Origin of the sequence: Acidovorax sp. (genome assembly GCF_046339755.1) — a bacterium.
Lineage (GTDB): Bacteria > Pseudomonadota > Gammaproteobacteria > Burkholderiales > Burkholderiaceae_C > Acidovorax.
This window is the reverse complement of sequence record NZ_JBKDTZ010000042.1, coordinates 1-12,824: the sequence shown is the minus strand read 5'-3', so window position 1 is coordinate 12,824 and position 12,824 is coordinate 1. Positions and strand designations below refer to the sequence as shown.

At 68.3% G+C, this 12,824-nt stretch carries 8 protein-coding genes and 1 pseudogene; all 9 read left to right on the top strand.

Going from position 1 to position 12,824, the window contains the following annotated elements; translation table 11 throughout:
* Positions 1-145, top strand: a pseudogene (locus ACK59X_RS03535) (electron transfer flavoprotein subunit alpha/FixB family protein); the annotation flags it as partial.
* A gap of 39 nt (positions 146-184) precedes the next feature.
* Positions 185-1,177: a tripartite tricarboxylate transporter substrate binding protein gene (locus ACK59X_RS03530; RefSeq protein WP_409955228.1), complete on the top strand. Its 993-nt coding sequence runs from the start codon at positions 185-187 to the stop codon at positions 1,175-1,177.
* A gap of 149 nt (positions 1,178-1,326) precedes the next feature.
* On the top strand, positions 1,327-2,370 hold the full coding sequence (locus ACK59X_RS03525; RefSeq protein WP_409955226.1) for an acyl-CoA dehydrogenase: 1,044 nt from the start codon (positions 1,327-1,329) through the stop codon (positions 2,368-2,370).
* Between the two features lie 274 nt (positions 2,371-2,644).
* Positions 2,645-2,875, top strand: coding sequence for a hypothetical protein (locus ACK59X_RS03520; protein WP_409955224.1), 231 nt, complete (start codon positions 2,645-2,647; stop codon positions 2,873-2,875).
* Positions 2,876-3,266: 391 nt separating this feature from the next.
* Positions 3,267-5,147: a 1,4-alpha-glucan branching protein GlgB gene (gene glgB, locus ACK59X_RS03515; RefSeq protein ID WP_409955223.1), complete on the top strand. Its 1,881-nt coding sequence runs from the start codon at positions 3,267-3,269 to the stop codon at positions 5,145-5,147.
* Between the two features lie 21 nt (positions 5,148-5,168).
* A complete protein-coding gene (locus ACK59X_RS03510) occupies positions 5,169-6,473 on the top strand; it encodes a glucose-1-phosphate adenylyltransferase (protein ID WP_409955221.1) in 1,305 nt (434 codons plus the stop codon).
* Positions 6,470-8,659, top strand: a complete 2,190-nt coding sequence (glgX, locus tag ACK59X_RS03505) for a glycogen debranching protein GlgX (RefSeq protein WP_409955219.1) — start codon at positions 6,470-6,472, stop codon at positions 8,657-8,659. The genes ACK59X_RS03510 and glgX overlap by 4 nt, the downstream gene beginning before the upstream one ends.
* Positions 8,656-10,461, top strand: coding sequence for a malto-oligosyltrehalose trehalohydrolase (gene treZ, locus ACK59X_RS03500; protein WP_409955217.1), 1,806 nt, complete (start codon positions 8,656-8,658; stop codon positions 10,459-10,461). Before glgX ends, treZ begins: the two co-directional genes overlap by 4 nt.
* Positions 10,458-12,824 (top strand): 4-alpha-glucanotransferase (malQ, locus tag ACK59X_RS03495; RefSeq protein WP_409955215.1); only part of this gene is annotated, 2,367 nt, incomplete at its 3' end. The genes treZ and malQ, both read left to right, overlap by 4 nt.

The window sequence follows — 12,824 nt, the reverse complement described above, 5'->3', positions numbered from 1 at the left end:
CATCCAGCACTTGGCGGGCATGAAGGACTCCAAGGTGATCGTGGCGATCAACAAGGACCCGGAGGCGCCGATCTTCAGTGTGGCCGACTATGGGCTGGAGGCGGATCTGTTCACGGCCGTGCCGGAGCTGGTCAAGGCGCTCTGAACTGCCAGACGCCCATTCAACGCCAGGAGACAAGCAAGCATGCACCACGACAAACCTCTCAACCGCCGCCGCCTGCTGGCAGCCGCCACGGCCGGCGTCGCAGCCACGGCAGCGCCCGCCTGGGCCAACTCGTCCTGGCCCAGCAAGCCCATCCGCATCGTCGTGCCCTACACGGCGGGCGGCTTCACCGACCAGATGGCGCGGCTGCTGCAGGTCGGCTTGCAGCAGGCACTGGGACAGCCCATCGTCATCGACAACAAACCGGGCGCGAACAGCATCATCGGTGTGGACGCGGTCGCCAAGGCTGCGCCCGACGGGCATACCTTTGCCGTGGTGATTGCCGCCTACGCCGCCAACACCACGTTGTACCCCAAGCTGCCCTACGACCCGAAGAAGGACCTGGTGGGGGTGTCCCTGATGGGTATTTCACCCCTGGTGGCCGCCGTCGCCATGAATGCGCCGTTCAAGACCACGGCCGAACTCGTGGCCTACGGGCGCGCCAACCCCGGCAAGCTGAGCTTTGCGTCGTCGGGCTCCGGTTCGGCCGCCCACCTGACCTCCGAACTCATGCGCCTGGTTACCAAGGTGGACATGGTGCATGTGCCCTACAAGGGCGCCTCCCCCGCCCTGGCCGACCTGATGGGCGGGCAGATCCCGCTGTTCCTGGATCCGCCCCCCAACCTGATCCAGCCGGCCAAGGCCGGCAAGATCCGCCTGATCGGGGTGGCCAGCGACAAGCGCGTGCCGGCGCTGCCGGACGTGCCAACCTTTGCCGAGCAAGGCTATCCAGGCATCGTGGGCAGCACCTGGGCGGCCATGCTGGCGCCGGCCGGCGTGCCGCGCGAGATCGTGCAGCGCATGTCCACCGAGGTCGCGCGCATCATCCGCAGCGCCGAAGTCTCGCGCCGCCTGGAGCAGAGCATGGGCACCTTCGCGGAGGGCTCCACACCGCAGGAATGCGATGCCTTCATCGCCAGCGAGACCGCCAAGTGGGCCAAGGTCATCCGCGAGGCCAATGTGGTCGTGGACTGATTCAGGCAAATAACGATTGCTCCCGGCGCCTATGCGCCGCATCTGCCTTCTCCTACAAGGTCAAAGGCGGCCGCTTCGTACCATCCATCATCCCTGCCGCTGCGGCTGCCTGCAGCCAGGCCACCCATTTGGCCCGAGGTGCCGCCATGATGACGGATTCGAAAAACCTGTTCAGCACCGCCCAGGCCTTGCCTGGCGCGCTGGCGTCCATGGGTTCCGCTCCGGTCATCAGGCAGTTGCGCCACCTTGTGGTCAGCGGGCTGGCGGACCTGCCCCTGCCGGGCACGGGCCGTACGCTGGACCGCTGGCAGGCGCTGAGCGTGGTGGCTGGCCACGATCTGTCGCTGGCCAGGCTGTACGAGAGCCATGCCGACGCCTTGGCCATCCTGCGCGAACTGGGGTATGAAGAACACACCCGTGGCGCCGTCTGGGCCATGTGGGCCGCGGAATCGCCCGGGCGCCGCCTGGCAGCCACCGACCGGGGCGCCGAGGGCATCGTGCTCTCGGGCTCCAAGGCTGCCTGCGCGGGCGCCCTGGGGGCCAGCCATGCCTTGCTCACGGCCTGGCTGCCCGGGCAGCAACCGCAGCTCATGGTGGTGGAACTGGACCACCCCAGCGTGGGCATCCACACCAATGACTGGCATGCTTTGGGCATGGCGGACACGGGCAGCGCGGACGTCAGCTTCCACAACACGCCTGCGACCCGGCTCGGGGCCCCTGGCGATTTCATGCGGCGCAGCGGCTACTGGCATGGTGCGGCAGGCATCGCGGCATGCTGGCATGGCGGCATCCGTGCGGCGGCCCATGTGCTCTTTGCCGCGGTGCAACAGTGCCCGCCCAGCCACCCTCTGCACACGATGCGCGCGGCTGCCTTGGCCAAGGTCGATGTGGCCCTGCACAGCAGCGCCGCCGTACTGCGCGACAGCGCGGCCTGGATCGACGCACACCCTCGCGATGCCGCCATGGCCCTGGCCCTGCGCACCCGGCAGGCCGTGGAAAGCAGCGCCTGGCGCGTATTGCAGGAAGCCGGGCGGGCGTTGGAAGGCACGGCGTTCAGCCGGAGCGCATTCTTCGCGCGCATGGCGGCAGACCTGCCGGCCTTCATGCGCCAGAGCCAGGGTGGCGACCGCGACGAGGCGGCCCTGTCCGGTGCACTCCTCGCCCAGGACGCGCCGCCCCTGTGGGCCCTGTGACGGTGCGCGCTGCTCGCGGTGCCGTCCTACACTCTGGGCGTGCGCTGCTCCATACCATAAGGATGTCGATACCGCAGTCGACTTCCACCGCCTGCCCCGTGCAGGCAGAAAGCCCGCTTCATGCGGGCTTTCTTTTTTGCTGCACCGCGTCGAAACCCCTTCCGCCCCAGGGCTGTTGCGAATAGTTGCCCGGCGCCGCAGCCCGAGGTTCAGAATGGCTTCTCGCCAAACACGCGGGGGTCCTATGCCGATGGAGTACCTGAAAGCGATCGCTGTGGAGATGCTTCCATACGATGTGGACGACGAAGCCGGCGTGGACATGCTACGGGTGCTGGAAGCTGCCGGCATGGTGGAAGTGCAGTTCGCGCCCGGGCGTGGCAGCCCTGCCCGCGTGGTCGCCGTCACCGGCCTGGGCCGGGCCTCGCTGCTTGCCGAAACCGCCAAACAGGTGATCCGACGACAGCGCAGCCCGGAGGTGTCTTCGGCATGGGCGGCGCTGTCCTGACCTGCTGATTCGGCATCGCCACGGCGCAGCGTTCGCTGCAAATCCCTTTTTTTCCACTTTCTTGCTGCCTGTCCCCAGCGGCTGGCAGGCCGGGTGTGCTTTGCGCCATGCATGCTGCATGCGCCTGCGCTGCAAAAGGTATCCCTCCGGTCACAGGCGTTGCACGAAGGTAAGAAGCGCAGTCGCCGCTGAGGGCGGCGGGAGGGTTCATGGCCCGTTACTGCCCCGTGCCTGCCAGCCGGCAGGCGTCTGGAGGGCGCGTTGGCCTCCTGCCTTTCGCTACACCGCAACCTCGAAAACCGCGTAGGCAAACGCCTACTTGAGCACGCGCGGCGGTCTTGCATTGGCATATTGCACTGCAGCAGAACATGGAGGCCAACCACCCGTCACCATGAACGTCGCAGCGCACTCCACCCCCCTTGCAGCCACTGCGGCTGCGGTGTCATCCCACTTCCGGCAACATGAAGTGCTGGGTGCGCACACCGATACAGCGGGCACCCTGTTCACGGTATGGGCACCCAATGCCTGGCAGGTGCAGGTGATCGGCAGCTTCAACAACTGGACCCCCTTGGCCATGCAGCGCACGCAGGACGGATCCGGCCGCTGGAGCGTCCGGGTCGAAGGCGCGGGCCATGGCGACCTGTACAAGTACCGCATCCAGGACGCGCAGGGCCAATGGATCGAGAAGGCGGACCCCTATGCCACTCGGCAGGAACACCCGCCCGGCACGGCTTCACAGATCTGGAGACTCGACTACGAGTGGAACGACCGTGCCTGGATGGCAGCCCGCGGCGAACGGCAGGCGCTGGCAGCGCCCATGTCCATCTACGAGGTGCATCTGGGCTCCTGGCAGCGCCAGGAAGACGGCCGCTTTCTCAACTACCGCGACATCGCTCAGCGCCTGGCCGCTCACTGCACGGCTCTGGGCTTCACCCATGTCGAGCTGATGCCGGTCACGGAACACCCTTTCTATGGCTCGTGGGGTTACCAGACCACCGGCTACTTCGCGCCCACGGCCCGCTACGGCAACCCGCAGGACCTGATGGTGCTGGTGGACACGCTGCACCAGCACGGCATCGGCGTGCTGCTCGACTGGGTGGTGTCGCACTTTCCGTCCGACGCGCACGGCCTGGCCCGCTTCGATGGCACGGCCCTGTACGAACACGAAGACCTGCGCAAGGGCTTCCACCCCGAGTGGAACAGCCTGATCTTCAACTACGGCCGCTACGAGGTGCGTGACTTCCTCATCAGCAACGCCCTGTTCTGGCTGGGCAAGTACCACTTCGACGGCATCCGCGTGGATGCCGTGTCGTCCATGCTGTACCTGGACTTCGCGCGCAAGCCCGGCGAATGGGTGCCCAACGCCGATGGCGGGCACCAGAACTGGGAAGCCGTGCGCTTTCTTCAGGACCTCAACTGCGCCGTCTACGCCGAGTTCCCGGACGTGCATGTGATCGCCGAGGAGTCCACGGCCTGGGCCGGCGTTTCGCGCCCGGTGCATGCGAATGGCCTGGGCTTCGGCATGAAGTGGAACATGGGCTGGATGAACGACACGCTGCGCTACATGCGCCGTGACCATGTGCACCGCCATTGGCATGAGGGCGACATCCGCTTTTCCATGGTGTATGCCTTCGACGAGAACTTCGTGCTGGCGCTTTCGCACGACGAAGTGGTCTACGGCAAGCGCAGCCTGCTCTCGCGCCAGCCTGGCGACCAGTGGCAGCGCTTTGCCGGGCTGCGCACCCTGTACGGAATGATGTGGTCGCACCCGGGCAAGAAGCTCTTGTTCATGGGCGGCGAGTTCGGCCAGGTGGATGAATGGCACCACGAGCGCACGCTGGACTGGCACCTGTGGGCCAAGGCCCGCCACAGCGGCATGGCGCGCTGGGTGACCGACCTGAACCGCATCTACCGCGAGCGCCCGGCCCTGCATGCGCACGATTTCGACGCCGAAGGCTTTGCCTGGGCGCCCATGGCACCGCACCAGACCACCGTGCTGGCCTTCATCCGCCGCGCAGGCGACGACATCGTGCTGGCCGTGCACAACCTCACGCCGCAGCCAGTGGCCGCATTGCGGGTGGGCGTGCCGGTGGCCGGCCGCTGGCACGAACTGCTGAACAGCGATGCGGAGCCCTATGGCGGCAGCGGCATGGGCAACTTCGGCGGGGTGGATGCGACCCCCACCCCGCTCGAAGGCCAGCCGGCCCATCTGCACCTGACCGTGCCCCCTCTTTCGACCGTTCTTCTTTCCAACCGCCCCACGAGGGCTTGATTCTTCACTGGAGCTGATGCTATGTCGCGTACCCGAAATGTGTTGGCGATCGTGATGGCCGGGGGCGAAGGCTCCCGCCTGCACCCCCTGACGGCCGAGCGCTGCAAGCCGGCAGTGCCCTTCAACGGCAAGCACCGCATCGTGGACTTCGTGCTGTCCAACCTGGTCAACTCGGAGATCTATTCGATCTACCTGCTGGTGCAGTACAAGTCGCAGTCGCTGATCGAGCATATCCGCAGCTCCTGGACCATGACGCGCTTCATCCCCCAGCACTTCGTGACGGTGGTGCCGCCGCAGATGCGCAACGGTCCCGAGTGGTTCCAGGGTACGGCCGACTCGGTCTACCAGAACATCCACCTGATCGAATCTTTCCAGCCCGACATCGTGGCCGTGTTCGGTGCCGACCACATCTACCGCATGGACGTGCGCCAGATGGTGGACTTCCACCGTGCCAGCCAGGCCCACGTGAGCGTGGCCACGCTGCCCGTGCCACTGTCGCAATGCAACCAGTTCGGCATCGTCGAGGTGGACGCGCACCACCGCATCGGCAACTTCGTGGAAAAGCCCAAGAATACGCGCCCCATGCCCGGCAGCAGCACGCACGCCCTGGCCTCCATGGGCAACTACCTGTTCAATGCCGACGTGCTGCTCGATGCGCTGAAAAAGGCGCACGCCACCGGCCACAGCGACTTCGGCCGCGATATCCTGCCCACCATGCTGCAATCGCACCGGCTCATGGCCTATGACTTCACTGCCAACGAGATCCCTGGCACGGCGCCCTATGAAGAGCATGCCTACTGGCGCGACGTGGGCACCATCGACGCCTACTTCGATGCGCATTTCGACACCCTGGGCGCCACGCCCCGCTTTCGCATGACCAACCGCGAGTGGCCCATCTACGCCAGCCCCGACCAGGCCGAGTCGGCACAGATCGAGAACGGCGTGATCCACCGCTCTGTGGTGGGCTCGGGCAGCATCGTCGATGGCGCCACCCTCGATCACGCCATGCTGCGCCGCTCGGTGTTGGTGGAACGCGATGCGACGCTGGAGCATTGCATCGTCATGGAGCGCTCGCGCATCGGCCAGGGCGCCCACGTGCGCCGCGCCATCATCGACCAGGACAACGATATTCCCCCGGGCGAGCGCATCGGCTTCGACGAGGCCGAGGACCGCCGCCGCTTCCACGTGACGGAGAGTGGCATCGTGGTCGTGCCCCGGCAGTTCTTTCCGACGCGCAGCGCACTCGTGAGCAATACGCTCAAGGTGGACCGGGTACGCCAGCCCGTGCCGGCCGCCCTGGGCAGCAACTTCAAAGCTGCTGCATGAAGCCCGAAGTGCATGCCGCAGGCCCACTGCCCACCACCTTCAAGCGGGTACGCCCGGTGAGGCAGGTCGAACCCGGACGCCCCTGGCCTCTGGGTGCGACGGCGGACAAACTGGGTGTGAACTTCGCGGTGTATTCCTCGGTGGCGACATGCGTGGAAATTTGCCTTTTTTCCGAGAATGACCGGGAAATGGAGCGCATCGCCCTGCCCTGCCTGACCGACGACGTATGGCATGGCCACGTGGCTGGCCTCAAGGCCGGGCAGAAATACGGGCTGCGCGTGCACGGCCCCTATGAACCAGATGCCGGCCAGCGCTGCAATCCGGCCAAACTGCTCATGGACCCCTTTGCCAGGGCCCTGGACCGCCCGGTGCGGGGCGCGGCCGACCAGTTCGGGTACGAACTCGCCCAACCCGCCGAAGACCTGGTGCGCAGTGCCCTGGACAATGGCCGCACGGCCCCCAAGTGCCGCGTGGTGCGCTCGCGCTTTGACTGGGGCGACGACCGCCCGCCCCGTGTGCCAGCGCGCGACACGGTGTTCTACGAGGTGCATGCCAAGGGTTTCACGCAGACCCATCCGGGCGTGCCGGACAAGCTGCGCGGCACTTATGCCGGCCTGGCATCGCCCGCCGCGATCGCACACTTCAAGCAACTGGGCGTTACCAGCATCGAACTGCTGCCCGTGCAGGCCTTCATCGACGACCACCGCCTGGTGGAGATGCAACTGGCCAACTATTGGGGCTACAACACCGTGGCCTTTTTCGCGCCCGAGCCGCGCTATGCGGCGCATGCCGGTTCCGACGGCGGGGTCGATGAATTCAAGGCCATGGTCAAGGCGCTGCACGCCGCAGGGCTGGAGGTGATCCTGGACGTGGTCTACAACCACACCGGCGAAGGCAACCACCTGGGCCCCACGCTCAGCCTCAAGGGTATTGACCACGCCGCCTACTACCGGCTGGCCGAGGACCGCCGCATGTGCATGGACTACACCGGCACCGGCAACACCGTGGACACCAGCAGCCCCCCCGCGCTGCAACTGGTGATGGACAGCCTGCGCTACTGGGTGCAGGAGATGCATGTGGACGGCTTTCGCTTCGACCTGGCCTCGGCCCTGGGGCGTGACGCGGCCGGTGCCTACACCCTGCGCGCGCCGTTCTTTGCCGCGCTGGCGCAGGACCCGGTGCTCTCGCGCACCAAGCTGATCGCCGAGCCCTGGGACCTGGGACCCTATGGCTACCAGCTGGGCGGCTTTCCCGTCGGCTGGATGGAGTGGAACGGCCGCTACCGCGATGCCGTGCGCGATTACTGGATCAATGCGGACGGCAGCCTGCCGGCCTTCGCGGCCTGCCTGTGCGGCTCGGCCGACATGTACCAGCCGCGCCGGCGCCGGCCCACGGCCAGCGTGAACATGGTCACCGTGCACGACGGGTTCACCCTGGCCGACCTGGTGAGCTACAACGAAAAGCACAACGAGGCCAACGGCGAAGGCGGGCAGGACGGCGAGTCGCACAACCGCAGTTGGAACTGCGGGGCCGAAGGCGACACCGATGATGCCGAGGTGCTGGCCCTGCGCGAGCGGCAGGTGCGCAATTTCCTGGCCACTCTGTTCATGTCCCACGGCACGCCGTTGCTGCTGGGCGGAGACGAGCTGGGGCGCACCCAGCAGGGCAACAACAATGGCTACTGCCAGGACAGCGCCCTGTCGTGGTACGACTGGGATCGCGCTGGCCGGCACAGCGAACTGCAGGGCTTCACCCAGGCACTGGTGGCCTTGCGCCGGGCTCTGCCTGTGGTCCGGCCCCACACCTGGCCCGTGGATGAGGCGGGGCTGCCGCAACTCGTCACGGTCGCATGGCACAGTGTATGGGGCATCGACATGACTGCCGAGGAGTGGGACGATCCCGCCGTGCGCTGCGTGGGCGCGGTCATGGAGAGCGTGGCCGAAGAGGAGCTGTCCGTGATGCTGCTGTTCAATTCCAGCGATGCCGATGCCATCTTCACCCTGCCTGCGGACGGATCGGGCCGCAACTGGACCCTGCGACTGGACACCCGGGATGCCCGCGTGGTGGCCATTGGCGAGGAAGCCGGTGCGCCCACGGTGGCAGCCGGCGGGCAGCATACCCTGCTCGCACGTTCGATGGCGGTATTGACGGCACCCTTCGCACCCAGCCGCCCTGCCACCGCATGAGGCGCACGCACACCATGCCCTTCGGCGCCCGGCTGCTGGCCGGTGGCGGTGCCCGCTTCTCGCTGTGGGCGCCTGCGGCGCAGGAGGCGGCATTGTGGTACCGTCCGACGCCCAAGGCGGCAGCCCGAACCCTCCCCGCCACCCGGTCCGACGGTGGCTGGTGGCAGGCGAATGCGGCCGACGCCGGTGCGGGCACCCCGTACCGCTGGCTCATCGATGGCAAGCTCGCCGTGCCCGACCCGGCCTCGCGCAGCAATCCCTGGGGGCCGCACGAGCCCAGTGTCGTCACCGATCCCGCCAGCCATGAATGGAAGACGGACTGGGCCGGCCGACCCTGGAACGAACTGGTCTTCTACGAGCTGCATGTGGGCAGCTTCAGCCCGCTGGGTACCTATGAAGGCGCCATCCGCAAGCTGCCGGAGCTGGCGGCGCTGGGTTTCACGGCGCTCGAGCTGATGCCGCTGGCCAGCTTCGGCGGGCAATGGGGCTGGGGCTATGACGGCGTGCTGCCCTTCGCACCGCATGCGGCCTATGGTAGCCCGCAAGACCTCAAGCGCCTGGTCGACGAAGCGCATGCGCTGGGCATGTGCGTCTTCCTCGACGTGGTGTACAACCATTTCGGGCCTGACGGGAATTACCTGCACGCCTATGCACCCCCGTTCTTTTCGAGCAGCCATGCCAGCCCCTGGGGTGCGGCCATCAATTTCGACCAGGAGGGCAGCGCCGTGGTGCGCGATTTCTTCGTGCACAACGCGCTCTACTGGATCGAGGAATTCGGCATGGACGGCCTGCGCCTGGACGCGGTGCACGCCATCGCCGACGACAGCCGGCCCGACATCCTGCAGGAGCTGAGCGCGCGCGTGCGCGAGCTGGCCACGGCCAGCGGACGACTGGTGCACCTGGTGCTGGAGAACGAGAAGAACCAGCCCGCGCGCCTGTCCTCATCGCCCGAGCCCGGCCTGTACGACGCCCAGTGGAACGACGACTTCCACCATGCGGTGCACGTGGCCCTGACGGAAGAATCCCAAGGCTACTATGCCAAGTTCGCGCGCCATCCGCTGGCGCTGCTGGCGCGGGTGCTGACCCACGGCTTTGCCTTTCCCGAGGCGGCCGGCGTGGCTGGGGGTGACCCGGTGCCGCTGCCCTGCATGGTGAACTTCATCGGCAACCACGACCAGATCGGCAACCGCGCCTTCGGCGAACGGCTGGGGCAACTGGCACCGGCCGAGGGGGCGGAGCTGGCGTTGCTGCTGGCCCTGCTCACCCCGGCCACGCCCATGGTGTTCATGGGCGATGAGTTTGCGGCCTCCACGCCGTTCCTGTACTTTGCCAACTGGGACGGCGGCCTGCGCGATGCAGTGCGCGAGGGGCGCGCACGCGAGTTCGGCCATGCAGTGACCGGCGACGCGGTGCTGCCGGACCCCTGCGACGTGGCGACCCTGCGGGCCAGCCGGCTGCAATGGGAAGAATCGGACACCGCAGCCGGGCAGGCGCGCCGGGCCCTGGTGCAGAAGGCGCTGGCGGTGCGCCGCGCGTGGTTTCAGCCCCGGCTGGCGCAGCTGCGCACGCAGGGGCATGTGGCGGAGTTCGTGGGCGAAACCGGCCTGCGCGTGGCCTGGCACTACCAGGATGGCGTGACATTGGGAATGGAAATGAACCTGGGACCTGACGCGGTCGTGGCGACGCCCTCCGGCGCCGCCGGCCGCGTACCTGCAGAGATCTTCAGCCACCGTTGGAACGCCGACGGGGGGGTGTGGGCACCCTGGTCCGCCCGCTGGACCGCCAGCGAAGGCCGGCCATGAGCCAGGGCACCCCTGCCCCGCACGTGCTGGACGCGGACCTGCAGCGCCGGGCCGAGCGCGCCGGCATCGCCACCGGGTACGCGAGCTTCTGGGGCGAGGACCTGAGCGTGCCCCCTGAGGTGCTGGCCAAAGCCCTGGCCGCCATGGGCGAGCATGCCGACCGCGAGGTGCCACCACCCATCGTGGTTGAACAGGGGCAGGCTGCATCCGTGGACCTGGGCGCACCAGGCGCCTGGCAGCTGTCTCCCGAAGAAGGCGGCATGGCCCCGCTGCTGCAAGGCCATGGCAGCGCCGCTGAACTGCCGGCCAGCCTTGCCTGCGGCTACTACCTGCTGCGCGCACAGGGCACTGAGCACCTGGTGCTGGTCGCGCCCCGGCGTTGCTGGCTACCCGAGGGCTTGCTGGCGGGCGAGCGCTGGTGGGGCATCACCGCCCAGATGTACGCCCTGCGCTCCGAGCGCAGCTGGGGCATCGGCGATTTCTCCGACCTGTGCGCGCTGGTACAGATCGCGGCGGCGCGCGGTGCGGCCTTCGTGGGCGTGAGCCCGCTGCACGCCCTGCGCACGGAGCGCCCCGAGCAGGCCAGCCCCTACAGCCCCAGCAGCCGGCTGGCGCTGAACGTGATGCACATTGATGTGACGGCGGTGGCGGAGTTCGCCCACTGCGCCTCGGCGCAGGCCCTGGTGGCGGACAACAGCTTCCAGCAGCGGCTGCACGAGGTGCGCGCCACTGCCACGGTGCGCTATGGCGAGGTCGCAGCGCTCAAGGAAGCGGTGCTGGCCCTGCTCTGGCAGGAGTTCCGCGACCGGCACTGGCACGCAGGCACGGAGCGCGGCCAGGCGTTCGATGCCTTCATGGCCGAGCACCAGTCCACCCTGGGCCTGCATGCCCGGTACGAGGCCATCCAGCTCGTACTGGGCGCGGTCGACCCCGCCGTCTGGGGCTGGCCTGCCTGGCCCGAGGCCTTGCGCGACCCGCAGGGCCAGGCCGTGCAGGCGTTCGCCCGCGAGCATGCCGACGCCGTGGCCCGCCGCTACTGGCTGCAGTGGCTGGCGTACGGGCAGTTGGAAGCTGCCTTCCGGCAGGCGCGCGACAGCATGGCCCTGGGCCTGTACTGCGACCTGGCCGTGGGGGCCAGCGACGGCGGCTCCGAAACCTGGATGTGGCCGGGCCTGCATGCCCGCGGCATGAACGTGGGCGCCCCGCCCGACCCGCTGAGCACCCAGGGGCAGGACTGGGGCCTGCCGCCGGTGAACCCGGTGGCCCTGACCGCGGCACGCTTCATGCCCTTCCGGCAACTGCTGGCCAGCGTGATGCGCCATGCCGGCGCGCTGCGCATGGACCACGCCATGGCGCTCATGCGCCTGTACTGGAACAGCCCGGCAGGCGGCACCTACGTGCGTTACCCGCTGGAGGCCCTGGTCGCGGTGATGGCCATCGAAAGCCACCGCCACCAGTGCATGGTGATCGGCGAAGACCTGGGCAACGTGGCGCCGCGCATGCGCGAGGCCATGGCCGAGCACGCGCTGCTGTCGTACAAGCCGCTGATCTTCGAGCGTTTGGAGGGCGGCGCCTTCCGCCCGCCGGCCGATTGGCAGCCGCAGGCGCTGGCGGTGGTCAGCACGCACGACCTGCCTACGCTCAAGGGTTTCTGGGGGGGCGACGACATCGCCATCCAGCAGTCGCTGGGCTGGCTCGGAGACGGTGACGCCCACGTGCAGGCCCAGCTGGCGCGCGCCCAGGACCGCACCCACCTGCTCGCAGCGCTCGATGCCCAGCAGCTGCTGCCGCCGGGCGTGACGCTGGACGCCCAGTCCGCCCCCGAGATGACGCCCGCGCTCGCGGCGGCCGTGCATGCCTTCCTCGCGCGCACGCCCTGCCAGCTGCTGGGGGTGCAGCTCGAAGACCTCACCGGCCAGCGCGAACAGCTCAATGTGCCGGGCACCACGGAAGACCGCTACCCCAACTGGCGCCAGCGCATGCCCGTGCCGCTGGAGGCCCTGGCGGGCGACCCCTGGTTCGAGGCCATCGGCCAGGCCATCGGCGGTGTGCGCCGGTCGGCGCTGGCCGCGCCGGTGGCGGCCCTGCCCCCGATGGCGTCGGCCGACGTCCCGGGGGCCACGTACCGGGTGCAGCTCAACCGCGGCTTCACCTTTGCGCAGGCCGCGGCGGCCGTGCCCTATCTGCACGCGCTGGGGGCGACCCACCTGTACACCTCGCCCTACCTCAAGGCGGCGGCCGGCAGCATGCACGGCTACGATGTCGTGGACCCCACAGAGCTCAACCCGGAGATCGGCACCGAGGCCGAGCATGCCGCACTGTGCCAGGCGCTGACCGACCGCAACATGGGCCACGTGCTGGAC